At 69.9% G+C, this 23,620-nt stretch carries 19 protein-coding genes and 1 tRNA gene; 4 read left to right on the top strand and 16 right to left on the bottom strand.

Annotated features, from left to right (window positions below; translation table 11 throughout):
* Nucleotides 1-67: 67 nt before the first annotated feature.
* A complete protein-coding gene (locus tag VGN50_RS02690) occupies nucleotides 68-1,657 on the bottom strand; it encodes a CYTH and CHAD domain-containing protein (protein ID WP_327443092.1) in 1,590 nt (529 codons plus the stop codon).
* A gap of 181 nt (nucleotides 1,658-1,838) precedes the next feature.
* Here VGN50_RS02690 and VGN50_RS02685 point away from each other — a divergent pair, with 181 nt between their 5' ends.
* The 3 genes from VGN50_RS02685 to VGN50_RS02675 all read left to right on the top strand — a co-directional run bounded on the left by VGN50_RS02685 (nucleotide 1,839) and on the right by VGN50_RS02675 (nucleotide 4,355).
* A complete protein-coding gene (locus VGN50_RS02685; protein WP_327443091.1) occupies nucleotides 1,839-2,909 on the top strand; it encodes a mannosyltransferase family protein in 1,071 nt (356 codons plus the stop codon).
* 27 nt (nucleotides 2,910-2,936) lie between these two features.
* Entirely contained in the window at nucleotides 2,937-3,410 is a 474-nt protein-coding gene (locus VGN50_RS02680; protein ID WP_327443090.1) for a DUF6328 family protein, read from the top strand.
* A gap of 102 nt (nucleotides 3,411-3,512) precedes the next feature.
* Nucleotides 3,513-4,355: a class I SAM-dependent methyltransferase gene (locus VGN50_RS02675; protein WP_327443089.1), complete on the top strand. Its 843-nt coding sequence runs from the start codon at nucleotides 3,513-3,515 to the stop codon at nucleotides 4,353-4,355.
* 75 nt (nucleotides 4,356-4,430) lie between these two features.
* Here VGN50_RS02675 and VGN50_RS02670 read toward each other — a convergent pair.
* The 7 genes from VGN50_RS02670 to topA all read right to left on the bottom strand — a co-directional run bounded on the left by VGN50_RS02670 (nucleotide 4,431) and on the right by topA (nucleotide 13,050).
* A tRNA-Thr gene (locus VGN50_RS02670) sits at nucleotides 4,431-4,507 on the bottom strand.
* A 62-nt stretch (nucleotides 4,508-4,569) separates the two neighbouring features.
* Complete coding sequence (locus VGN50_RS02665) at nucleotides 4,570-6,108, bottom strand: alpha/beta hydrolase (RefSeq protein WP_327443088.1); 1,539 nt, start codon at nucleotides 6,106-6,108, stop codon at nucleotides 4,570-4,572.
* Between the two features lie 28 nt (nucleotides 6,109-6,136).
* The gene (locus tag VGN50_RS02660; protein ID WP_327443087.1) at nucleotides 6,137-7,282 is read right to left on the bottom strand and encodes a DNA polymerase III subunit delta'; all 1,146 of its coding nucleotides are present in this window, start codon (nucleotides 7,280-7,282) and stop codon (nucleotides 6,137-6,139) included.
* Nucleotides 7,279-7,896 carry a dTMP kinase gene (gene tmk / locus VGN50_RS02655; RefSeq protein WP_327443086.1) on the bottom strand — a complete coding sequence of 206 codons (618 nt, stop codon included), beginning with the start codon at nucleotides 7,894-7,896 and terminating at the stop codon, nucleotides 7,279-7,281. Before tmk ends, VGN50_RS02660 begins: the two co-directional genes overlap by 4 nt.
* Before the next feature lie 83 nt (nucleotides 7,897-7,979).
* Nucleotides 7,980-9,242, bottom strand: coding sequence for an MFS transporter (locus VGN50_RS02650; protein ID WP_327443085.1), 1,263 nt, complete (start codon nucleotides 9,240-9,242; stop codon nucleotides 7,980-7,982).
* 274 nt (nucleotides 9,243-9,516) lie between these two features.
* Nucleotides 9,517-10,242, bottom strand: coding sequence for an ATP-binding cassette domain-containing protein (locus VGN50_RS02645; RefSeq protein WP_327443084.1), 726 nt, complete (start codon nucleotides 10,240-10,242; stop codon nucleotides 9,517-9,519).
* A gap of 18 nt (nucleotides 10,243-10,260) precedes the next feature.
* Complete coding sequence (topA, locus tag VGN50_RS02640; RefSeq protein ID WP_327443083.1) at nucleotides 10,261-13,050, bottom strand: type I DNA topoisomerase; 2,790 nt, start codon at nucleotides 13,048-13,050, stop codon at nucleotides 10,261-10,263.
* A 159-nt stretch (nucleotides 13,051-13,209) separates the two neighbouring features.
* Between topA and VGN50_RS02635 the strand changes: the two genes are divergently transcribed.
* Nucleotides 13,210-14,010: a class III extradiol ring-cleavage dioxygenase gene (locus VGN50_RS02635; protein ID WP_327443082.1), complete on the top strand. Its 801-nt coding sequence runs from the start codon at nucleotides 13,210-13,212 to the stop codon at nucleotides 14,008-14,010.
* A gap of 19 nt (nucleotides 14,011-14,029) precedes the next feature.
* On the opposite strand, the gene VGN50_RS02630 is transcribed toward VGN50_RS02635, so the two are convergent.
* From VGN50_RS02630 to VGN50_RS02595, 8 genes are all read right to left on the bottom strand, one after another.
* A complete protein-coding gene (locus VGN50_RS02630) occupies nucleotides 14,030-14,326 on the bottom strand; it encodes a hypothetical protein (RefSeq protein ID WP_327443081.1) in 297 nt (98 codons plus the stop codon).
* 10 nt (nucleotides 14,327-14,336) lie between these two features.
* The gene (locus tag VGN50_RS02625) at nucleotides 14,337-16,103 is read right to left on the bottom strand and encodes a sodium:solute symporter family protein (protein WP_327443080.1); all 1,767 of its coding nucleotides are present in this window, start codon (nucleotides 16,101-16,103) and stop codon (nucleotides 14,337-14,339) included.
* A 79-nt stretch (nucleotides 16,104-16,182) separates the two neighbouring features.
* On the bottom strand, nucleotides 16,183-16,779 hold the full coding sequence (locus VGN50_RS02620) for a TMEM175 family protein (RefSeq protein WP_327443079.1): 597 nt from the start codon (nucleotides 16,777-16,779) through the stop codon (nucleotides 16,183-16,185).
* A gap of 47 nt (nucleotides 16,780-16,826) precedes the next feature.
* Nucleotides 16,827-18,863, bottom strand: coding sequence for an ABC transporter ATP-binding protein (locus VGN50_RS02615; RefSeq protein WP_327443078.1), 2,037 nt, complete (start codon nucleotides 18,861-18,863; stop codon nucleotides 16,827-16,829).
* Nucleotides 18,860-20,596 carry an ABC transporter ATP-binding protein gene (locus VGN50_RS02610; protein WP_327443077.1) on the bottom strand — a complete coding sequence of 579 codons (1,737 nt, stop codon included), beginning with the start codon at nucleotides 20,594-20,596 and terminating at the stop codon, nucleotides 18,860-18,862. The genes VGN50_RS02615 and VGN50_RS02610 overlap by 4 nt, the downstream gene beginning before the upstream one ends.
* The gene (locus VGN50_RS02605) at nucleotides 20,596-21,261 is read right to left on the bottom strand and encodes a helix-turn-helix domain-containing protein (protein ID WP_327443076.1); all 666 of its coding nucleotides are present in this window, start codon (nucleotides 21,259-21,261) and stop codon (nucleotides 20,596-20,598) included. Before VGN50_RS02605 ends, VGN50_RS02610 begins: the two co-directional genes overlap by 1 nt.
* A gap of 131 nt (nucleotides 21,262-21,392) precedes the next feature.
* On the bottom strand, nucleotides 21,393-22,892 hold the full coding sequence (locus tag VGN50_RS02600; RefSeq protein WP_327443075.1) for a DUF7059 domain-containing protein: 1,500 nt from the start codon (nucleotides 22,890-22,892) through the stop codon (nucleotides 21,393-21,395).
* On the bottom strand, nucleotides 22,889-23,602 hold the full coding sequence (locus VGN50_RS02595; protein WP_327443074.1) for an AIM24 family protein: 714 nt from the start codon (nucleotides 23,600-23,602) through the stop codon (nucleotides 22,889-22,891). The genes VGN50_RS02600 and VGN50_RS02595 overlap by 4 nt, the downstream gene beginning before the upstream one ends.
* Nucleotides 23,603-23,620 lie beyond the last annotated feature (18 nt).

Here is a 23,620-nt window from a genome sequence, read left to right as displayed (position 1 = left end):
CAGGGGCGAGGGATAGGGAACAAGGCGCAGCCGAGACGTTTGGCCGCTGCAGTTCTGACCGAACGGACTAGGGCGTCCGCTTCCCCAGCCGACCCCGTATGCCGCGGTGCGGGACCTCGCGCCACAGCGCGGCAAAGCGCTGCTCGGCGTCCTGGCCCAGCCGCTCCACTCGGGCATGGAGGCGCCCGAACGTGAAGCTGTTCTCTCCGTTGAGGTAGGCCTGTGACGCCAGGTCCCGCAGCAAGTGACGCCCGACCACCGAGTCCTGGCGGTCCCCCAGCACGGTCTGGACGCCCTTCGCCGAGGTGGCGAGCCGCTTGGCGGGAGCACCGAACAGCGGCACCGCCGCCTGCGCCGAATACCGGAGCCGCTTGGCCTTCTTGCGGGCCTCGTGGAAGGCGACGTCGCGCTCGACTGCATCGCGGGCCTCGTCGATCGCCCGGACCGCGCGCCGCAGCCGTTTCGCGTCCCGCTGGAGGTGGGGCGGCACCACCTTCTTCGCCCTCGACCCACTGCGGCGTGCCACCGGCGGGTGGTCGACCAGGTTGTCGAGCGCGTCGAGGAGGCGGAGGTACCGCTCGCTCGCCAGCGCCTCCTGAGCCGTCCGCCACCCCTGCTCGGCCATGCCCCGGAGGTGGAGGTCCATACGTCGGACGACCTGACCCATCACGAGCTCGGGGGGCTCCTCTTCGAGCAGAGCACGCAGCTGCGCGTGCATCACCTGCGCGTCGCGCGCGGGCGCAAGTGACGCACCGAGCCACTTCAGCTCTGCCCTGACCGGGTCGACCACGGTGGAGTCCAGCAACGGACGATAGGTCGTCAGAGCCGACCTCAGCCGGCGGAGCGCGATGCGCAGCTGGTGCACCGAGGTGGTGTCCCCGGACCTGATCCGCAGGTCCTGGCTCTGGACTGCCGCGAGCTGCTCGGCGAGCTGGCTCACCAGGAACTCCGTGGTGGTGGCCCGCTTCAGCCGCCTCGGGGACACCACGGCGCCGGCCGCCCTGGGCAGGCCGTCGCCGAGAGCGGCCTTCAGCTTGGAGCCGCCCTTGACGCGGCGGGCACCGGCGTCGGTCAGCTCGGCGTCGAGGGCGTCGAACAACCGGGAGTCCCCGTTGACCAGCTCGACCTCCCACTCCCGCCAGTCCTGGACGAACGGGCTGCCTACGAGCCGTTCGGCGTGGACCTCGTCGTCGCAGATCGTGGCGAGGACCTCGCCCCCCGCACCCAGGAGGTCGTACTCGAGGCGGTGGGTGCGCACCGTGGCCACCGGCAGCAGCGGCCGGTCCCGCACGACCGCTCTGACCGTGGTGACCAGCGCCGCCGGCGCCGTCCTGACCGCGCGCCCCAGCGGACGGCGCAGCTCGGTTCGGCTCTCGCTGTCGACGCCCAGCTTGAGGTGCCAGCCGGCGTCGTGCCCACCGGTGCGCCGGCGCAGGGTCATCTCGTGCCGGGTGAGGTCGAGTGCCTCGGTGTCGAAGTAGGTCGCCGCGAGGTCGAGGGTCGCCTGCTGTCCCGTCGAGGCCACGCCTGGCACGTGGGCGAGCGCAGGCAGGAGCGTGGCTGGGTCGACCGCGTACTTGCGCTCCACCTCGGCCGCCTGGAGCGTGGCCGCACGCGACGAAGCAGGCGCGCCATTGCTCCGGGGGCCCGTAGCCATGCGTCCATCGTCCTCCTCCAGCGGGGTTACCGCTCGCAAACCGTATGAGCCGACCCGGCGACCCTCGGGTAGTTTCGAACTCATGGACTCTGTGGACCGCCCTGCCCCCAGAGCCACGTCAAGGCGTCTCGCGCGTGCCGCAGCCCAGCCCCTCGGACTCTGGGTCGGCAGCCGCATCTCGGTGGTCGTGTTCGTTCTCGCCGCTTCGTGGGTCATCGGGGTCGACCGTGCGGGCCTGGCGCATCACCCAGGTCAGTGGATGCTCCAGCGGTTCGCGTACTGGGACTCGCTGCACTTCCTGCGCATCGCCGACCTTGGCTACTTCCCCGCCCACCTCCCCTGCTGCGACCAGGCCTTCTTCCCCGGCTACCCGTTGCTGATCGCCGTGACGGCACCACTCACCGGGGGCTCGCTGGCCGCCGCCTTGCTCGTCTCACTGGTGGCCGGCATCGTGGCCGCCGCGATGCTGTGGCGGCTGGTGGCCGCCACCCGAGGCCCCCGGACGGCGACCGTCGCCGTCCTCTTCCTCGCTGTCGCGCCCTACGGCGTGTTCCTCACCGCGGCATACAGCGAGTCGACGTTCCTGGCACTGGTCCTGTCGGCCTGGTGGATGGCCACCCGGCGCCGCTGGTGGTGGGCCGGCGCCTTGGCCGGCGCGGCTTCCGGGGTGCGCGTGAACGGCATCTTCCTGGCGCTGGCACTGGCCGTGATGTATGCCGGTCAGCTGCGCGCCGAAGGTCGGTGGCGGCCCCGCTGGGACGCCGCGGCCCTGCTGATCCCCTTCGTGGTGACGGCCGGGTTCTTCGGGTTCCTCTTCGCCACGACCGGCTCGCTCGACGAGTGGCACCGGGCTGAGATCGCCGGCTGGCGACGGCAGTCGGCGTGGCCATGGCAGGGGTTCTCGACGGCCTGGCGGGCGATCCACAGCACCACGTCCCCCGACCTGCTCATCTCGCGCTGGGCAGACCTGCTCGTCGTCGTCGCCGGCATCCTGCTCGTGGGCATCCTGGTGGCCGTGCGGCGATGGCCGGAGGTGGCCTACGTGGGTCTGAGCGTGGCGGTCCTGCTGTTCTCGAACATGTTCACCTCGGCGCCCCGGTATGCGCTCACGTGGTTCCCCGGCTACATCCTCGTGGCCGAGCTGGCGACGCGTCCCGGCTGGGGGTGGCTCAAGGTGGCGGTCCCCGCTCTGTGCCTGCCCCTGGTCTTCGTGTTGGCGCTAGCGTTCTCGGCTCACCACTGGGTCAGCTGACCAGGCAAGATGCGGTTGGAGGCACCCATGGACACACAGCGCAGCGAGACGCCGGCCGAGAAGATGGACCGCAACTGGTCAGAGCTCCTCCAGGAGCTGCGGGTCACGCAGACGGGCGTCCAGATCCTGTCAGGCTTCCTGCTGACCCTGCCGTTCCAGGCGCGGTTCACCCATCTGGACCACACCCAAGAAGCCCTCTATCTCGTGGCGATCGGCCTCGGCACGGTGGCGACCGGTCTGCTCGTGGCCCCGGTCAGCGCGCACCGGCTGCTGTTCCGCCACCACGAGAAGGACGTACTCGTGGACGCGGGTGACGCACTCGCGAAGGCCGGACTGGTGGCTTTGAGCCTCACCATCACCACCGTGCTGGCGCTCATCTTCAGCTTCGTGGTCGGTGCCGTCGCGGCCGTGGTGGCGTCGGTCTGTTCGCTGACGTTCTTCCTGCTCGCCTGGCTCGCGCTGCCGCTTGCGCTCCAGCGAAAGCGGACAAAGCAGAGGTGAGCCCTGGCCACCCCGGGTTGCCGACCGCGGACAGGCTGAACGCCAGGATAGTTCGCGGAATGGCCGCAGGCACCGACCACGGTCATGCGTAACATCGCCGGCGTGACAGCGAGCGGCGGCAATGTCATCCAGGGCACTTTCGACGAAGGTCGTCCGGGCTGGCTCGGGGGGCTGGGCAACGTCCGGAACGTGGTTCGGCAGGAGATGATCTCTCGCCAGCTGGCCAGACACCTGCACCGGCGCCCGGCCAGAGTCCTCGACGTCGGCGCGGGCCAGGGCACGCAGTCGATCCGCCTCGCGGCCGCCGGTCACGAGGTCCTCGCAGTCGAACCCGATCCGCAGCTGCGCGCAGCCTTCGCGGCAGCACTGGCGAACGAACCTGCGGATGTTCGTGCGCGAGTCTCCCTCCGAGCTGGAGCCCTCGGCGGCCTCGCGTCAGTGACCCACGGCGACCGTTTCGATGTCGTGCTGCTGCTGGGCGTGATGATGTACCTGCCGTCGAGTGAACCCGTCATCGCAGAGCTCGCCGCGCACGTCGCGACCGGCGGGATGCTTGCCCTGGCGGTGCGCACCACGAGTTCGGCGTTGTGGCGACCGGCCGCCCGCCAAGACTGGCTCGGCACCCTGGCCGCATTCGAGGAGTACGACGCCGCGAACGCGCAGCGCCGAGACATGCGCTATCTCAACGAGATCGGGGCGGCGGCACGCGCTGACCGGTTCGACGCGCTCGTCGCCGCCGCAGCGGCGCACGGCCTCGCGCTGGAGGACTGGTACGGCATACGGATCGCCGTGGATCCCGAGGAGCTCGACCCACCGCCCCCGTCCGACCCGGCGACCCTCGCGGCGTTGCTGGCAGTGGAAGAACGCCTTGGCTCCACCGATCCTTATCGGCAGCTCGGTCAGCTCGCACACCTCATCCTTCGACAGGCTCCACCGTCGATCTGACCGCGCGTTCGGTTAGCCGCCCGCCGAGTGTCCCGACACGCAGAGACGCCCCCGACCGGAGTCGAGGGCGTCTGCTGGAGCCGCCTATCGGAATCGAACCGATGACCTATTCATTACGAGTGAATCGCTCTGGCCGACTGAGCTAAGGCGGCACATGCCGGGGTGGGCACGAGGCATGAGTATACGGATGACCGCCGCAATCACCGAACCGCGGTCAGCACCTCAGCCCGTCGGGGAACAAGGTGCCCTGCGTGTAGTAGTCGTCGATCGCGGAGTCCACGCAGCTGTTCGAGCGGGCGTATGCCGTGTGCCCGTCACCGTCGAACGTCAGCAGTCGGGCGTTGGCGAGCTCCTTGCGCAGCCGCACCGACCACTCGTAGGGCGTCGCGGGGTCGCGCGTGGTGCCGACGACGACGATGGGCCCGCTGCCCTTGGCGCTGATGGTGTGTGGGCCACCGCTCGCCGACTTCACGGGCCACTGCCCGCAGACGAAGCTCCCCCAGGCAAGGAAGGCACCCCAGGTCGGCGCCTTGATGCTTGCCTCCTTCGCCCGCTGCTCGAAGACCTTGGGGTCTGAGCTGTCGGGGCTGTCGAGGCAGGAGACACCGTAGAAGGCCGCCAGGAGGTTGCTCGTGTAGTGCCCTTGTGGGTTGCGCTCGGCGTAGTCGTCGGCGAGCTTCATGAGGTCGGTGCCGTTGTTGTCGTCGACCACCTGGCGCAGCGCGGAGGTGAGCCTGGGCCAGGACCCCTGGTCGTACATCGCCTGGGCGATCCCCGTCGCGGCCCAGCCCTCGGTGAGCTGGCTCAGCCGGCCGTCGCTCATGGGCACGGGGTGGGCGTCCAACCGCTTCAGCAGGTCGCGCATGCCGGCCATGACCGCATCCACGGACCCGCCGAGAGGGCACCCGTGGCTGACACAGTCCTGAGCCCAGGCACGAGTCGCACGCTCGAAGCCCTCGGCCTGACCGATCGACACCTCGGCGGGCGTGGCATCGGGCGGCACCACCCCGTCGAGGACGAACCGACCCACGAGCGTGGGGAAGAGCCCGGCATACGTGGCACCGAGGAGGGTGCCATAGGACTTGCCGAGGTAGTTGAGCTTGGGGTCGCCGAGGGCCGAACGCAGGATGTCCATGTCGCGAGCGGCGTCCTGGGTCGAGATATGGCCGATGAGCGGCCCGGTGTGCTGGACGCAGCCCTGCGCGAACTTCGCACTCGAGGCGGCGAACGCCTGCTCCTCGGCGGCGTCGTCAGGCGTGGGGTCCTGTCCGAGGAAGGCGTCCATCTGGGCGTCGGGCAGGCAGGTCACGGGGTGGGAACGCCCGACGCCGCGCGGGTCGAAGCCCACGATGTCGAAGCGCTGCCGGACCGGCCGACCCACGATGTAGTCGGCGGCGCGCGCATAGTCGACCCCGGACCCGCCCGGACCGCCGGGGTTGACGACCAAGGAGCCGATCCGCTGGCTGGGATCTGTCGCGCGCATGCGCAGCACCTGGACGGTGATGGATGTGCCCTCGGGCTTGGCGTAGTCGAGGGGGACGGAAAGCCCGGCACAGTCGGCCTCACCGCAGCTGTGCCAGTCGAGGTTCTGGGCATAGAACCGCGCGAGGCCCGACGTGCCCGCCGGGGGCGTCCGCGGGATACTCGCCCCGGAGGTGATGGCCGGCGACGGACCGGAGCCCATCGAGCACCCGGCCAGCCCCACGGCAAGCGCCGCCGCCGCGGCGACCAGGACATTGCGCTGCACCCTCATGCCCCCGACCGTATCCCGACCCGCTGGGTCAGGCGGACCGTGGGAGGCGCAGCGAGATCGCCATCGCCTCCAGGGCCAGCAACGGGGCGACGTTGAGACCGATCCGCTCGCGCGCCGTGCCGATGGCATCCATGGCCGTGAGTAGCCGGTCAGGAGAGAGGGCACGTGCGAGGGACTGGACGAGCGCGAGGTTGTCGTGGTTCACCAGGCCGACACCCGCGCCACTGTAGAGCACCAGGGCATCGCGATAGACCGAGAGCAGGTCGACGAGCGAGCGGTCGAGCACATCACGAGAATGCCGAGTGGCCCGCGCCTTCTGTTCGCGCTCGAGCGCCGACAGCTGGCTGCGGATGTGGGGTGGCTGCGTGCGTGCGGTCGGGTCCGCGCCGAGGACCTCGAGCAGCCGCTGTCGCTCGGCACCGTCCCGCTCGGCCGCGGCGGCGGTGGACTCCTCGTCGGCGATCGCGGCGAGGTCGGCCGCCGCGTCGATCGCCTCACCGACCCCATGGATGCGCACGGCCATGCCCACGACATCGCGTCGGCGGATGCGGGCCGCCTCATCGCGGGCCAGCCGTCTGGCCAGGCCGACGTGGCTCTGGGCCGCCCTCGCGGCATACAAGGCCATGGGGAGCTCCACCCCGTCGCGCCGGTGAAGCAGGTCGGCAACGGCCTCCACCGGCGGCGTGCGCAGCCGCAGATGGCGCGAGCGAGAGCGGATGGTGATGACGACATCCTCGACCGACGGAGCGCACAACACCCAGACCGTGCGCGGGACGGGCTCCTCCAGCGCCTTGAGAAGGGCGTCGGCCGCTCGCTCGGTGAGCCGGTCGGCGTCCTCGATGATGATGACGCGCCAGGGGCCGACCGAGGGTCGCAGCGCCGACATCGCAGCGAGCTCGCGCGCCTGCTCGACCTTGATCGACAGCCCCTCGGTCGCGACGACATCGACGTCTGCGTGGGTGCCGTCGACCGCCGTGCGGCACTCACGGCACTCGCCGCAGCCGTGCCGGGGGCACTCGAGGGCGCCCGCGAACGCCCGGGCAGCGACCGATCGGCCCGACCCGGGCGGCCCGGTCAGCAGCCACGCATGAGTCATCGCGGCCGGGTCATCGGCGGCGCGCTGGAGCGTCGCCACGGCCGAGTCCTGGCCGATGACGTCCTGCCAGACCGTCATGGCAGCACCCCCATGGCATCCAGTCGCGCGAGGACCTGCTCGTGGATCTCGCCAGGGGCGGCCAGGCCATCGACGACGAGATAGCGCTGCGGGTTGCCGGCGGCCATGGCCAGGAAGTGCGCGCGGATGGCCTCGTGGAAGTCGTCCTGCTCGGACTCGAGGCGGTCGTGCACCTCACCTCGCCGGCGCCGCCCCTCGGCCGCGGAGATGTCGACGATGACGGTGAGGTCGGGCACCAGGTCGTCGACCGCCCACATGGCCAGGTCGTGGATCTCCTGCGCGCCGAGTGACCGGCCCGCACCCTGGTAGGCCACCGAGGAGTCGGTGTAGCGGTCGGTCAGCACGACGTGACCGGCACGCAACGCCGGAACGATGAGCTCCTCGACGTGGTGGGCCTTGTCTGCGGCGAACAGCAGCGCCTCGGCACGTGGGGCGACATGCTCGCCGTGCAGCACGAGGTCGCGGATCTGCTGCCCGAGGCGGGTGCCTCCCGGCTGCCGCGTCACCGTGACGGTGCGGCCCCTCGCCTCCAGAGCAGCGCGCAGCAGCTCCACCTGGGTGGACTTGCCAGCGCCGTCGCCACCCTCGAAGGCGATGAAGAGTCCATCGGTCACGCGGTGAGCCTAGGCCAGCGGGCCGACACCGGCCCACAACCCCAGCCCCAACCACGGCGGGACGACACCGCCCCGTCCGCCACTCACGACGGTGGGACGACCCCGGTCCCCGGTGAGCCCGGGTGATCCGCGTCGGCGTTCGGCATCCCCATGGACAGTGGCATCGCCGGAGTCACCAGCCGCAGCCCCCACATCGCGGCAGGGAGGAGCAGGAGGCCCAGTGCGGTATACCCGCCCGCCACACCGAGCAGGGCCACGACGAACCCACCGACCCCGCTGGCGGCGCCGACGCTCCACGACATGAACGACCCGACCGCCACGGTCTCGGTGGGTGGCGTGTACTCGGCAAAGGCGGTCATCATCCCCAGGAACCAGACCCACAGGCCACCGATGAGCGCATTGGCCAGGACGCCGTAGAGCGCCCGGGTGACGGAGTCGGCGGGATAGGCCATGGCGGCATACATGCCTCCACCCAGCAGCATGAGTGACGCCCCCGAGACGACGGCCAGCCGCAGCGTGTCGACGACGCGGCTGAAGATACCGAGGCGCGTGCCCACCAGGGCGGCGACGGCGCCACCGGCCGGCGAGGCAGCCATCACCATGGGCAGGAGGTTCGTGCTCGTCACGGCAGGGCTCGCGATCTCGGGAACGGTGCCCGCGAGGGCGCCCAGCCACGTGACGCACGCCAGCATGCGCAGCAGGGGGTTCGACCACACGACCTGAAGGGCGCTGCCCATGACCGGCCGGGGGGACGTCGCCGCGCGGACCGGCACGACCCGAGCGAAGCGGATCGTGGCGATGACGAGCGCGGCGACGGTGAAGCTGCCAGCGTCGATCAGCAGGGCGGCGCGAGGACTGAGGGCCGCCGCGATGGCACCGCCCCCAGCGAGGCCGACCACCTGGACCCCTTGGGAGAACGACCCGGCCACACCGTAGAAGCGCCCCCGGACACTGGCCGGCACCGCCTCGGCCAACGCCGCCATCTGGACGCCGCGGGTCGCGACGCTGGTCGCGCCGAGCAATGCGGCCGCGAGGATCGCCGTGGCGCCGCTCGGCGCGGCGATCGCCGGCACCAGCGCGAGCACCCCCAGGGCGTTCGTCATGAGCAGCAGCGGGCGTCGCTGGCGGTGCTGGAGCCGCGGTGCGACGAAGAAGGCGACAAGCAGTCCGGGGAGGATATGGGCCGCCAGCACCATGGCGGTGCCCAGTAGGAGGGTGGAGTGGTAGCCCATGACGATCAGCGCGGCCAGACCCACGTAGGTGCCGAGACCGTCGATGGTGTTGGCGACCTGGAGACGGAGGGCGTGGGGGTGGTCGCGAAGCCGGCCGGGTGCGGGGTCGGTCACGGGCCGGCACCCTCTCGCACGTTGTCAAGCGAAGCAGACAGGTGGATCGACTCCTCAGTCATGTCGCCCCACCGCCTTTTCACTATCGCACGATCCCCTGAGGATCGCTCACCCAGCGATGGCCCGCATCCCCACGTGGCTGCACGCCACCGCCCGGTGACCATACCCGCACTCAGGGGACATGCGGGGCAATTCGCCGACGATCTTTACCCAGACGCCCCTTGCTGCTGGACGATGGCCTCCGAAAGTGCTGATCGGGGGAAGGATGCTCGGTTCACGGATCTTCGTATGCCGCGAGCAGCGCCTCGCGGCGCACCTCGGCATAGGTGCCGTGCGCCACGACCTGCCCCGCGCGCAGGACGCTGACCGTGTCGGCCAACGCGGCCACCAGACGAAGGTTGTGGTCGGCCAGGAGCACCGCGCGCCCCTGGCAGCCGTGCGCCAGCACCCCTGCCAGCCGTTCCACCTCCGGTGGGCTCAAGCCGGCGCTGGGCTCGTCGAGGATCACCACGCGGGGGTCGGACGCCAGGGTCAGCGCCACCTCGAGGGCCCTGCTCGGGACTGCCCGCAGAGAGCCCAGCGACGCCGCGCCCAGGTCACCCAGCCCAGCCCGGGCCAGCACGGCGTCCACGCCCAGGTCGGTGGCTGAGGCCGCCCGGGACCTGTCGAGCACGAGCCGCACGTAGTCCGCCACCGGCAGCGCGGCGAAGAGGCCCGCGATGGCGAAGCAGCGCGCCACTCCACGACGCACCAGCTGCTCAGGATCCAGGCCCGAGACGTCCAGCCCGTCGACGAGCACCTCGCCCGAGTCCGGCACCAGATAGCCCGAGACGAGGTTGAGCACGGTCGTCTTGCCCGACGCGGGCGGTCCGAGGAGGGCGTGGACGGATCCCGCGACGACGGCCAGGTCGAGGTCGGAGACGGCGAGGACTGACCCGAAGGCCTTCGTCAGCCCCCTGGCCTGGAGCACCGCCTGGCCGGCCGGCTCGCGGACCACCATGAGCGCACCCCCGCCGAGTCAGGACCTCTTGGCGGTGGCCTTCGTGGCGGTGCCCTTCTTGGCAGCCGTCTTCTTGGCGGCGGTCTTCTTGGTCGCCGTCTTCTTGGTCGTCTTCTTGGCCACCCGCTTGCGCGTCGTCGGGCCCTTGGCGCGCTTCTCGGCGAGCAGCTCGGCGCCCCGCTCGGGCGTGATGGACTCGGGTTCGTCGTCCTTGCGCAGCGTCGCGTTCGTCTCGCCGTCGGTGACGTAGGGCCCGAAGCGGCCGTCCTTGACCACCATGGGCCGGCCCGACACGGGGTCGTCACCCAGCTCCTTCAGCGGCGCTGTGGCGGCACGTCCCCGCTGCTTGGGCTGGGCGTAGATGGCGAGCGCCTCCTCGAGCGTGATGTCGAAGAGCTGCTGCTCGCTCGACAGGCTGCGCGAGTCGGTCCCCCGCTTCAGATAGGGCCCGTACCGGCCGTTCTGCGCCGTGATCTCCACACCCTCGGCGTCGGCACCGACGACCCGCGGCAGGCTGAGCAGCTGTAGGGCGGTCTCGAGGTCGAGGCTCGCGAGGTCCATGTCCTTGAACAGGCTGGCCGTGCGCGGCTTGGCCTTGGCCTTGCCGCGGGCCTTGGAGCCGCCCGCTGCGTCGGCTGCGTCCTCGGGGAGGACCTCGGTGACGTACGGCCCGTACCGGCCGGCCTTGGCGACGATGTCCCTCCCGGTCTCCGGGTCCTGGCCGAGCACCCTGCCGTCGTCGGCAGACTGCTCGAGCAGCTCCCGCGCCTTGGCCGGCGTCATCTCGTCGGGCGCGATGTCGTCGTTGATCGTGGCGCGGCGAGGCGTCTCGCTCGCGCCCTCGGCCATCTCGCCCGTAGCGGGGTCCACGCCTGCGGGGATGGTCTCCTCGACGTACGGCCCGTAGCGACCCACCCGGACCACGATGCCGTCGCCGATCGGGATGGTCGAGATCTCGCGGGCGTCGATCTCACCCAGGTCCTCGACCAGATGTTTGAGCCCGTGGCCGGCGCGCTCGGGACCGCCGTCGAGGTCGTGGCCGAAGTAGAACCGGTGCAACCACGCCGCGCGCTGCTCGTCGCCACCGGCGATGCGGTCGAGGTCCTCCTCCATCGAGGCGGTGAAGTCGTAGTCGACCAGCTCGGAGAAGTGCTCCTCCAGGAGGCGGGTCACCGCGAACGCGAGCCAGGTGGGGATGAGGGCGTTGCCGCGGGTGTTGACGTAGCCGCGGTCCTGGATCGTGCCCACGGTCGAGGCATAGGTCGACGGGCGACCGATGCCCTTCTCCTCCATGGCTTTGACCAGGGTCGCCTCGGTGTAGCGCGGCGGCGGCGAGGTCTCGTGGCCGTCGGCCTCTGCGCGCAGCGTGGTGATCGCCACGCCCTCGCTGAGCTTGGGCAGGCGGCGCTCCTCCTCAGCCTCGGCGGCGCGGCTCGCGCGCTCCTCGTCACGGCCCTCCTCGTATGCCGCGAGGAAGCCGCGGAACGTGATGACAGTGCCGGAGGCGCTGAACTCGACGAGCTTGCCGTCCTCGAGCGTGCCGCCGAGCTTGACCGTCGCGGTGGACCCGCGGGCATCGGCCATCTGCGAGGCGACGGTGCGCTTCCAGATCAGCTCGTACAGAGCGAACTCGTCGCCGCGCAGCTCGCCCGCGACCTGCGCCGGGGTGCGGAACCGGTCGCCCGCGGGACGGATCGCCTCGTGCGCCTCCTGGGCGTTCTTGACCTTCTTCTCGTAGCGGCGAGGAGCGTCGGGGACGTAGTCCGCGCCATACAGGTCCCTCGCCTGTTGGCGTGCCGCCGTGAGAGCGGCCTCCGACAGCGTGGTGCTGTCGGTACGCATGTAGGTGATGTAGCCGTTCTCGTAGAGGCGTTGGGCCACGCGCATGGCGTTCTTGGAGGACAGCCGCAGCTTGCGCGACGCCTCCTGCTGGAGCGTGCTCGTGGTGAAGGGGGCTGAGGGACGCCGGGTGTAGGGCTTCTCCTGGACCGAGGTGACGCGGACCTGAGCATCGAGGACCTGCGTGGCGATGGAGCGAGCGGTCGCCTCGTCGAGGTGGACGACACCCTTGCTCTTGAGGGTGCCGTCGTCGGCGAAGTCGCGGCCGGTGGCCACGCGCGCCTCGTCGACGACGCTGAGCCGCGCCTGGAACTGGTTGCCGGCGCCGTCCGGAGTGAAGTCGCCGACGACATCCCAGTAGGACGCGCGGACGAACGCCATCCGCTCGCGCTCCCGCTCGACCACCATGCGGGTCGCCACGGACTGGACGCGGCCGGCGGACAGCCCCGCCTTGACCTTGCGCCACAGGACCGGGCTGACCTCGTAGCCGTAGAGGCGGTCGAGGATGCGGCGCGTCTCCTGGGCGTCCACGAGCGCGGTGTCGAGGTCTCGGGTGCTGTTGGCGGCGCGCTGGATGGCCTCCTTGGTGATCTCGTGGAACACCATGCGCTTGACCGGGACCTTGGGCTGGAGCACCTCGAGCAGGTGCCAGGCGATGGCCTCGCCCTCGCGGTCCTCGTCCGTGGCGAGATAGAGCTCGTCGGCGCCCTTCAGGAGACGCTTGAGCTCGGAGACCTTCTTCTTCTTGTCCGTGTCGACGACGTAGTAGGCCTCGAAGCCCTTGTCGACATCGACGCCGAACCGGCCGAACGGCCCCTTCTTGATCTCAGCGGGCATCTCCGACGGGGTCGGGATGTCGCGGATGTGCCCGACGGAGGCCTCGACGTCCCAGTCCTTGCCCAGATAGCCGCCGATGGTCTTCGCCTTGGCCGGCGACTCGACGATGACGAGCTTGCGCCCCGTACTCACAGATCCAACCTCACTCCTGCTCCCATGTGCTGCGGATTCGTCACAGCGCGGACATGGCAACGGGCATGACGGTAACCCAGCCGCTCGTGTTCCGGCTGACTGGTCTCGTCAGCGGCCCGATAAATTGATTGAAACTTCAAGCAAGCGTATGCTTGGGACATGAACGAGCCCACCCCATCCCGTCAGCCCGTGCTCTACCTGAGCCACGGGGCCCCGCCGCTGGCGGATGACCCGGTGTGGACCCAGCAGCTCGCCGACTGGTCCCGGGACTTCGGCAAGCCCACGAACATCCTCATGGTGTCGGCGCACTGGGAGCAGGCACCGCTCGCGCTGAGCGCGACCAGCGGCGACGTGCCTCTCGTGTACGACTTCTGGGGCTTCCCCCGCCACTACTACGAGGTGACGTATGCCGCGCCCGGCGCGCCTGCGCTCGCCGACAGCGTCACCAAGCTGGTCCACTCCTCGCAGACGCCCGTGCACCGAGACGAGACCCGCGGCCTGGACCACGGCGCCTACGTCCCGCTGGTCGAGATGTACCCGGACGCCGACGTGCCTGTCCTGCAGATGTCGATGCCGACGCTCGACCCGCGGGCGCTGTTCGAGATCGGTCGCAAGCTGGCGCCGCTGCGCGACGAGGGCACGCTGATCGTCGGCTCCGGCTTCACCACCCACAACCTGCGCTGGTTCAACCCCGGAGCGGGTCCCGACGCCCAGCCGCCGACACCGTCGGCCGAGTTCGACCACTGGGCGGCCGAGGCCCTGGAGCGTCAGGACGTCGACGCGATCCTCGACTTCATGCACCGGGCGCCGGCAGCCCACGAGGCGCACCCGCGCACCGAGCACTGGGCGCCGCTCTACGTGAGCCTCGGCGCGGCATACGAGTCGGGCAGTCTCGACAACACGAGCGTCATCGACGGCTTCTGGTTCGGCCTGAGCAAGCGCTCGTGGCAGTTCAGCTAGTCGCGGTGGCCAGGGTCAGCTAGTGGCGGTGGCGAGGGGCCGGGCGGGTCGGGTCGTCGGCCACCGGCTCGACATCGGCCGGCACCACGATCGGCTTGAGCCGCGCCCAGCCGAGGAAGATCACAGAGACCACCAACAGCGCCAGCCCGGTCCACAGGTTGGCGTTGACGCCCCCGGTCTTGGCCGAGGCGGTGTCGCCGAAGATCCCGGCAAGCAGCAGGATCACGCCATAGAGGCCCAACAGGGCGCCGATGATGTTGCGGATGTCGAACGCACCGGCGGTCTTCTTCGGTGCTGGGCTGGTCTTCTCGGTCATCGGGGCTCCTCTAGAAGGCGAAGTTGAGGATCAGGACGAGCACCAGCGCTATGCCGGCCAGCGGCAGGGTGCGCTGGAACCACGGGTGGCTGGCCTCCTCCGGGTCGACCAGGTCCTCCCGCGGCGTCTCGGAGTAGACGAGCCCTCGCAGCTCGGACGCGGGTTTGGGCTCGGTGGCGAGGGACGCGGCATACGAGACCGCGATGTCGACCACGAACGCCGTGGACGCCGCGACGAAGCTCGCCCCCTGTCCCGACAGCGGCAGCACACCCAGGCTGGCGGACCCGAAGGCGTCTTTGCTCAGGAAGGCCACCACCACCGCCGACAGCGTGCCGCTGGCCAGGCCGATCCACCCGGCCGCGGGCGTCATGCGCTTCCAGAACATGCCGAGGATGAAGGTCGCGAACAACGGCGCGTTGAAGAACCCGAACAGCGTTTGGAGGTAGTCCATGATGTTGGAGAAGCTGCTGGCGATCGAGGCGGTGAAGATCGCGATGATCGTCGCGGCGACCGTGGCCAGCCGGCCGATCCGCAGGTAGTAGTCGTCGGTGTGGTCCTTGCGCAGGTAGCGCTGCCACAGGTCGTAGCTGAAGACGGTGTTGAACGCCGAGATGTTGGCCGCCATGCCCGCCATGAAGGCGGCGAGCAGGCCCGCGATCGCCAGGCCGAGCAGGCCGTTGGGCAGCACATCGCGCATGAGCAGCAGGAGCGCGTCGTTGTACTTCACACCCTGGCCGGACGCACCACCCGGAGGGGACCCACCGCCCTTGAGCTGCACCATCTCCTTGACGAGGACCGCAGAGATCATGCCGGGCAGGATGACGATGAAGGGCACGAACATCTTCGGGAACGCACCGATGATCGGCGTCTTGCGCGCGGCCGAGATCGACTTGGAGGCCATGGCTCGCTGGACCTCGACGAAGTTCGTCGTCCAGTAGCCGAACGACAGCACGAACCCGAGCCCGAACACGATCCCCACCACGGAGAGGAAGCTGGAGCCGAACCCTGACAGCGCCTGTCCCGGCCACGAGTGGAGCTGCTGCCCGGCAGGGGCGACCGCGGCCTTGGCCGGTGCCGATCCCGCGAAGGCAGTGATCTTCTGTTGGAGCCCGCTCCACCCACCGACGCGGTGGAGGCCGATCAGCGTCAGCGGCAGCAGCGACGCGACGATGACGAAGAACTGCAGCACCTCGTTGTAGATGGCGGCCGACAGGCCACCGAGCGTGATGTACGACAGCACGATCGCGGCCGCCACCAGCAGCGCCACCCACAGCGGCCACCCCAGGAGTGCGTGCACGATCGACCCCAGCAGGTACAGGTTCACGCCCGCGATGAGCAGCTGGGCGAGCGCGAAGCTGATCGCGTTGACGAGGTGGGCGCCGGTGCCGAACCGCCTCAGCATGAACTCCGGGACCGAGCGCACCTTGGAGCCGTAGTAGAACGGCATCATCACCACGCCGAGGAACAGCATCGCCGGGATGGCGCCGACCCAGAAGTAGTGCACCGTCGGCAGCCCGATCTGTGCGCCGTTGGCCGACATGCCCATGATCTCGACCGCGCCGAGGTTGGCCGAGATGAACGCCAGACCGGTGACCCATGCGGGGAGCGAGCGCCCCGAGAGGAAGAAGTCGATGGAGTCCGAGACCGACCGCCGCGCGATGAAGCCGATCCCCAGGACGAAGACGAAGTAGAGCGCCACCATCGTGTAGTCGAGCCAGGTGGCGTTGATCAACGTGCTCGCTGCCGCAGGGACGGCAAAGGGCGCAAGGTGAGACATCGGTGGCTCCTGGTCGATTCGTCGGCGCAGCTTCGGACCAACCTAGGGGGTATGCCGCGACGCGGCACCCCGAGCGCGTTCAGTCCTCGGGGACGAGGTGGGCGTTGATGAAACGCTCGGCACGGCGGTCGGGCACCAGCCAGATGACGGCCACGGCCACATAGGCGACGATGCCGACCCACACGGACACCAGTGAGCCGACGATCCCGACAATGTAGATCACCGGGCTCAGCTTGCCCTTGAGGTCTCGGCCCAGGGCCTGCCGAAGCAGGCTCTGCGGCCCCTCGGCACGGAAGATCGCCTGCTGAAGGACGTAGTAGGCGAGGGCGGCGCCCAGCAGGTTCACGCCATAGACGGTGACGGGCACCGTGGCGCCACCGTGGGCATCCATCCACGAGGTGGAGTAGGGGACGAGCGACAGGAAGAAGAGCAGCCCGAGGTTGGCCCAGAGGATCGCCCCGTCGACCCGGCGGACCAGCTGGAACATGTGGTGGTGGTTGCTCCAGTAGATGCCGATGTAGACGAAGCTCAGCAGGTAGGTGAACAGCCCCTTGAGCGGGTCGCCCAGCAGCGCGTGCAACGTCGAGCCGGTGGGCCGCTGCAGCTCGAGCACCATGATCGTGATGATGAACGCGAGCACACCGTCACTGAACGCCTCCAGCCGCGCCGTCCGCATCGGCCCAGTCTAGGAGTGAGCGTCCCTGGCCCGCTCACTCCTAGACCTCAGACGCGCGCCCCAGCCAGGTCGGCGGCCGGGGCCTCACCGGTGTCGACGTCCACGGCCGCACCGCTGAACTGCGCGGCATACAGCTCGGCATAGGCGCCGCCCCGCGCCAGCAGGTCGTCGTGCGACCCCTGCTCCACGATCTGACCGTCCCGCATCACGAGGATGACGTCGGCGTCGCGGATCGTGGAGAGGCGGTGGGCGATGACGAAGCTGGTGCGGTCCTTGCGCAGCGCAGACATCGCCTGCTGCACCAGCAGCTCGGTGCGGGTGTCGACCGAGCTCGTCGCCTCGTCGAGGATCAGCAGCGCCGGGTCGGAGAGGAAGGCGCGGGCGATGGTGATCAGCTGCTTCTCCCCGGCACTGATGTTGCCGCCCTCGGCGTCGAGCACCGTGTCGTAGCCGTCGGGAAGCGAGTGCACGAACCGGTCGACGTAGGTGGCACGGGCCGCCGCATGCACCTCCTCGTCGGCCGCCCCCGGCCGGCCGTAGGCGATGTTGTCGCGGATCGTGCCACCGAACAGCCAGGTGTCCTGGAGCACCATGCCGATCTGTCCTCGCAGGGTGTCCCGGCGCAGCTGGGTGATGTCGACGCCGTCCAGCGTGATGCGGCCGGCGTCGAGCTCGTAGAACCGCATGATGAGGTTGACCAGCGTGGTCTTGCCGGCCCCGGTCGGCCCGACGATGGCCACGGTCTGGCCTGGCTCCACGCTGAGGTCGAGGTGCTGGATCAGCGGCTCGGCGGGGTCGTAGGAGAACGACACGTCCTCGAGCTCGACCCGGCCGCGCGCACTCTCCAGGGTCGCCGGGTGCGCCACGTCAGGACGCTGCTCGGGGGCATCCAGGACCTCGAAAACCCTTTCGGCAGAAGCGACTCCGGACTGCAGCAGGTTCGCCATCGAGGCCACCTGGGTCAACGGCTGGGTGAACTGCCGCGAGTACTGGATGAACGCCTGCACGTCGCCCAGGCTCATCGAGCCGCTTGCCACCCGCAGGCCACCGACGACGGCGATCGCGACGTAGTTGAGGTTCCCGATGAACATCATCGACGGCATGATGATGCCGCTGATGAACTGGGCGCCGAAGCCCGCGGCATAGAGGTCGTCGTTCTTGGACCGGAAGGCGCCACGCACCTCGTCCTGGCGTCCGAAGACCTTGACGAGCTGGTGTCCCGTGAAGGTCTCCTCCACGATGGAGTTGAGCTCGCCCGTGCTCTTCCACTGCTGGACGAACATCCGCTGGGACCGCTTGCCGATCGCCGTGGTCACGCCCATGGAGACCGGGATGGTGACCAGCGCGATCACGGCCAGCAACGGGGAGATGTAGATCATCATCGCCACCATGGCGACGACGGTCAGCAGTGACGTCAACAGCTGGCTGAGCGTCTGCTGGAGGCTCTGTGCGACGTTGTCGATGTCGTTCGTGACCCGGCTCAGCAGCTCGCCGCGGGGTTGAGCGTCGAAGTACGGGAGCGGGAGCCGGTTGAGCTTGTCCTCGACGTCCCGGCGCAGCGCGAAGATGGTGCGGTTCACGGCGCCCGTGAGGATCCAGGCCATGGCCCACGAGAGCAGGCTGGCGATGGCATAGAGGCTCAGCGCCAGGAGGAGCACTCCCCCGACGGCGCCGAAGTCGATGCCGGACCCGGGCACCAGGTCGGGCATCCGCGCCACCATGTCCGCGAAGGTGCCCTGGCCCTGGGCTCGCAGGCCGGCCACCACCTCTGCGCGGGTGGCGGTGGCCGGCAGATGCCGCCCGACGACTCCCGCGAAGATCAGGTCCGTGGCGCGTCCGAGGATCTTGGGTCCCACCGCGTTGAGGGCCACGCTCGTCACGGCGAAGGCCAGCACGGCATACAGCGAGACGCGCTCAGGGCGCATCAGGCCGATCAGGCGCTTGGCCGACGGCCCGAAGTTCTGCGACTTCTCCGCGGGCATGCCCGCGCCCATCATCGGCCCGTGACGCTGGCCGGCGCGGGCACCCGGTCCACGCCGCGCCTCTGCGGCCTTCTCTTCGGCGGTCTTCACTCCCTCGCTCATGCCGCGGCCTCCTCTGCGAACCGCTGGCTCTCGACGATCTCCGTATACGTGGGACAGGTCTCGAGCAGCTCGTCGTGGCGCCCCGACCCGACGACCTTGCCGTCGTCCAGGACCACGATGTGGTCCGCGTCGATGATGGTCGAGACCCGTTGGGCCACGACGATGACAGCGGTATGCCGGGTGACCGGCTTGAGCGCCGACCGGAGCCTGGCGTCGGTCGACAGGTCGAGTGCGGAGAAGCTGTCGTCGAACAGGAAGACCTCTGGCTTGGCGACCAGAGCCCGGGCGATCGCGAGGCGCTGACGCTGGCCGCCGGACACGTTCGTGCCACCCTGTGCGATCGGCGCCTCCAGCCCTGCCGGCATGGCCCGCACGAAGTCCTCGGCCTGGGCGATGCGCAGTGCGTCCCAGAGCTCGTCGTCGGTCGCGTGGGCGTCGCCGTACCGAAGGTTGGAGGCCACGGTGCCGGTGAACAGATAGGGCTTCTGCGGGACCAGCCCGATGCGGGACCAGACGTCGCTCAGCGCCGCGTCGCGCACGTCCACGCCGCCGAGCATCAATGACCCGCCGGTGACGTCGTAGAGCCTGGGGATCAGAGAGAGCAACGTCGACTTGCCGGCCCCCGTGCTGCCGATGATGGCCGTCGTGCGGCCCGGCTCGGCGGTGAGCGAGACTCCTTGCAGGACAGGCATATCCGCACCGGGGTAGCAGAACTCGACATCCCGCAGCTCGACGGTCGTGCCGGTGCGCGGGATGGGCGTCGGCGTTGCCGGCTCGACCACCGTGGTGTCCGTGTCGAGGACCTCGGCGATGCGTCCGGCGGACACGGTGGCCCGCGGGATCATCATCGACATGAAGGTCGCCATCATCACCGACATCAGGATCTGCATGAGGTAGCTCATGAACGCGGTCAGCTCGCCGATCTGCATCTGACCGGAGTCGACCCGCCTCGCGCCGAACCACAGCACCGCCACGGTCGAGGAGTTGAAGATCAGCATGACGATCGGGAAGACGAGCGCCATGAGCCGTCCCACGGCGAGCGCGGTCCCGGTGTACTGGGTGTTGGCCTCGGCGAACCGCGCGCGCTCGTGGTCCTCGCGGACGAAGGCGCGCACGACGCGGATGCCCGTGATCTGCTCGCGCAGCACGCGGTTGACCCAGTCCACCGACTCCTGCATCAGCCGGAAGTTGGGGATCATCTTGCGGATCACCAGGGACACGGACAGGGCCAGCAGGGGCACCGCGACAGCGACGAGCCACGACAGGCCGACGTCCTCGCGCAGCGCCATGATGATGCCGCCGACCATCATGATCGGCGCGGACACCATCATGGCTGCCCCCATGAAGACGACCTGCTGGACCTGGGTGACGTCGTTGGTGTTCCGCGAGATCAGCGTCGGCGCCCCGAACCGCGAGACCTCCTGGGCGGAGAAGTCGCCCACACGCGAGAAGATGCCTGCCCGCAGGTCCCGCCCCAACCCCGCCGCCGATCGCGCACCGAGGTAGGTGGCCGCGATGCTGGCCAGGATCTGGACGAACGACACCGTCAGCATCCAGCCCCCGGCGCGCAGGATGTATGCCGTGTCGCCCTTGGCGACCCCCTGGTCGATGATCCTGCCGTTGAGGCTCGGCAGGTACAGCGAGGCGATGGTGCCGACCAGCTGCAGGGCAACCAGTAGGACGACCAAGCCGCGGTACGGCCTGAGATAGTCGCGGACGATCCGTAGGAGCATCAGTTCCCCCTGTTGTCTCTGGCGTGAAGGTCGGTGGCATAGGTGGCCATGGCGGCTGCGGTGTGGGCGAGCTCGGGCACCCGCTCGAGAGTGCCGTCGAGGATGACGTCGACGATCTCCTCAGCGGTGCTGTTCGTGGACTCCAGCATGGGATGGACGCTCGAGAGCGTGACCATGCGCAGGTAGCCCACGACCTTCTCGGGACTCATCCGGAGCCGGTCGGCATCGGCGCCGATGAGGGCGACGAAGTCCGCGTCGATGACCGCGGTGGACTGGCGCCGGTCGTGATGGTGCTCGCTCCCGCGTGGCCGCTCCAGCCGCTGGCCGGTGGCCTGGAGCACCGTCATCAGGGTGAAGATGCCGCGTAGGTAGGACTGCATGATTCCCACGCCCGCCGCAAGGCGCTCTCGCAGGGGCTGGTCGAGGTCGATGCCGGCCAGCTCGCGGTGCAGCCCCGCGGTGTCGAAGGCCTCGCGGACGCAGGCCGCGATCAGCTCGTCCTTCCCGGGGAACACGCGGAAGATGGTGCCCTCGGCGACGCCGGCGGCCCGGGCGATCTCGCGGGTGCTGACCGCCCGCCCCTTCTCGCGCAGCAACGGCACCGTCGCGGCGATGATGGCCGCGCGGCGCTGGTCGGCCGGCATGGCTGGGGCTCGGGGAGTCACCGTCTCAGGGTAAGTGAGTGAGCACTCACTCACAACAAGTTTGATGACCTGCGACAACGGCCGTGAGCGCCGCCTCCGTCGCTGCTCCACTCACTGTCCGACCCCTCCCGCACCCCTGTGGCCACCGGCACTCAGACGAGCAGCCCGTCCCCCACCAGCTCGCGCACCAGCGGGACCAGGCGCGCCCGCAGCCCTGCCGGCTCCTCGCCCAGCAGCTCGGCGATGGCCTCGATGGCCGGCCCCGCGGCAAGGGTCCCGTCACAGACGCTCAGCAGGGCGGCACCTGCCGTATCGAGCCGAACGGTGCGCCGCAGGCCGCCGCCTTGGCGCAGCAGGATGACCGAGGGGTCCTCCTGGCCGGGGCGGCCGTGGCGCTCCTCGGTCACGTCAGGGGCGCAGGACCAGGCCGTCCCCAGCACCGCGTCGTCGTCGTGGTCGGCCAGCCAGGTCCGCGCGCGCAGGCCCGCGAGGATGTGCGGGCCCATGGGTGAGGCCACGGGCCCGGTCGCCTCGGTGAGCTCGAGGAACGTCGCCCGCTGCGTGGCCGGGCGCTGCAGGGTGATCACACCGAACCCGATGGCGTTCACCCCGCGCGAGGCGAAGTCGTCGAGCCACGCGGCATACAGGGTGGAGAACTCGGCGGTGGCACTGTGGTGACCGCCGTCGCGAGCCCACGTCTCGGCGTACTGGGCAGGGTCCTGCAGCTCGCGCTGCACCACCCAGGCGTCGAGCCCCGTGCCGGCCAGCCAGCCGCGCACGCGTTCCCGCCAGTCGGAGTCGCCCACGATCTCCCAGTTGCCGAGAAACTGGGCGATGCCGCCCGGCTCGAGATGGTCGCGGATGGACCGCACGAGGTCGCCGACCAGAGCATCGCCGACCTGGCCGCCGTCGCGGTACTCGAACAGCGGGACGTCAGGTGAGCGGGGGGTGATGACGAACGGAGGGTTGCTCACGATGAGTCCGAACCGCTGCCCCGCGACGGGATCCAGCATGGACCCCTCCACCACCTGCCAGTCACAGCCGTTGAGCGCGGCATTGAACCGCGCATAGGCCAGCGCCCGGGCCGAGATGTCGGTGACGGTGACCTGCCGGACGTGGTCACCCAGGTGCAGCGCCTGCACCCCACACCCGGTCCCCAGGTCCAGAGCGCGGTCGACCTGCGGGCGCGGCGTCCAGGACGCCAGCGTGGTCGACGCGCCGCCCAGCCCGAGGACGTGGTCCTCACGCAGCGGCGCCCGCGTGGCGAGCTCCGCGAGGTCGGAGGCCACCCACCAGGCGTGCCGCTCGTCGGCATACGGGCGCAGGTCGCACGTCGCCATGACGCCCGGCCCCTGCTGCCGGACGAGCCCCAGGCGAGTGGCACCGTCCAGTCCCAGCGTGGGCAGCGCCAGCTCTGCATCCTCGGCGTCGACGGCGTCGCCCAGGGCGAAGAGGCGCACCAGGGTGGCCAACGGGGTCCCCGCAGCGGCGGTGACGCGCTGGGCGGGCAGGGCCTGCTCGCGTGCGAGCGCGGCAGAGGCCAGCGGACCCAGCAGCCGGTCCACGGCCTCGACCGTGTATGCCGCATGCTCCAGGTCGGCGCGCAGCCGCCCGACGAGCTCGATGTCGACCAGCGGTGTGGAAGTGCTCATCCGTCGAGGAACCCGCCGAGGTTGAACCCGCCACCACCGGAGCGACCCTGGGACGGTGGGGTCACCCACTCGTTGGGCTGCACGATGACGAACCCTGGTCCCGAGAAGACGTACTGGAAGGCCTCGCCCGAGCCGCCCCGGACCAAGGAGCGGACGTTCATGCTCGAGACCATCTGGGGCACGAGTGAGGCCGACCACCCCACGCAGGCCTGCACGTCGACATAGGTGGGCTGCTCACTGCAGTCGAGGACCACCGGCTGGCCCATCGTGTGGATCGCGACCGTGCCCGAGCCCTGCAGCGTCGTGGTGAACAGCCCGGCGCTGAGCACCCCCGCACCGTGCACGCGGGTGATGTCCCAGCTGAGGGAGGAGTCGAAGGCCAGGAGGTTATGCGCGTTGAGCGACAGGCCGTCACCGCTGAGGTCCATGAGGAACACGAAGCCCGCCTCCGACGCGAAGAACACCTCTCCGTCACCGGAGACCCTCATCAGCGAGACGTCCTCGCCCGTCACGACCTTCTTGAGGAGCTTGCCGACGCCGCCGGCCCGCTCGTGCTCGAAGCGGACCTGGCCCTGGTAGGCCACCATGGCGCCCTTGACCGCGAGCACGTCGGCTCCGAGATGCACCCGCAGCATCTGCGGGTTCTGGAGCACGAACCGCTGGCCCGTCTGGACCTCGAGGTTGCGCTGCTCGAACAGTGGGCTGTCCATAAGGACAGCGTAGGTGCT

This window comes from Pedococcus sp. (genome assembly GCF_036000045.1).
GTDB lineage: Bacteria > Actinomycetota > Actinomycetes > Actinomycetales > Dermatophilaceae > Pedococcus.
Note: the sequence above shows the minus strand (reverse complement) of the source record. Positions and strands in the feature narration are given on the sequence as shown.

Excerpts from the sequence above, each read along its gene's own strand:
- VGN50_RS02610 (WP_327443077.1), bottom strand. The coding sequence starts at position 20,596 with ATGCTCCTACGGATCGTCCGCGACTATCTCAGGCCGTACCGCGGCTTG.
- VGN50_RS02660 (WP_327443087.1), bottom strand. The coding sequence starts at position 7,282 with ATGACGGTCTGGCAGGACGTCATCGGCCAGGACTCGGCCGTGGCGACG.
- VGN50_RS02620 (WP_327443079.1), bottom strand. The coding sequence starts at position 16,779 with ATGCGGACGGCGCGGCTGGAGGCGTTCAGTGACGGTGTGCTCGCGTTC.
- VGN50_RS02690 (WP_327443092.1), bottom strand. The coding sequence starts at position 1,657 with ATGGCTACGGGCCCCCGGAGCAATGGCGCGCCTGCTTCGTCGCGTGCG.
- VGN50_RS02645 (WP_327443084.1), bottom strand. The coding sequence starts at position 10,242 with ATGGTGGTCCGCGAGCCGGCCGGCCAGGCGGTGCTCCAGGCCAGGGGG.
- VGN50_RS02625 (WP_327443080.1), bottom strand. The coding sequence starts at position 16,103 with ATGTCTCACCTTGCGCCCTTTGCCGTCCCTGCGGCAGCGAGCACGTTG.
- VGN50_RS02630 (WP_327443081.1), bottom strand. The coding sequence starts at position 14,326 with ATGACCGAGAAGACCAGCCCAGCACCGAAGAAGACCGCCGGTGCGTTC.
- VGN50_RS02665 (WP_327443088.1), bottom strand. The coding sequence starts at position 6,108 with ATGAGGGTGCAGCGCAATGTCCTGGTCGCCGCGGCGGCGGCGCTTGCC.
- VGN50_RS02635 (WP_327443082.1), top strand. The coding sequence starts at position 13,210 with ATGAACGAGCCCACCCCATCCCGTCAGCCCGTGCTCTACCTGAGCCAC.
- VGN50_RS02595 (WP_327443074.1), bottom strand. The coding sequence starts at position 23,602 with ATGGACAGCCCACTGTTCGAGCAGCGCAACCTCGAGGTCCAGACGGGC.
- VGN50_RS02615 (WP_327443078.1), bottom strand. The coding sequence starts at position 18,863 with ATGAGCGAGGGAGTGAAGACCGCCGAAGAGAAGGCCGCAGAGGCGCGG.
- VGN50_RS02600 (WP_327443075.1), bottom strand. The coding sequence starts at position 22,892 with ATGAGCACTTCCACACCGCTGGTCGACATCGAGCTCGTCGGGCGGCTG.
- VGN50_RS02680 (WP_327443090.1), top strand. The coding sequence starts at position 2,937 with ATGGACACACAGCGCAGCGAGACGCCGGCCGAGAAGATGGACCGCAAC.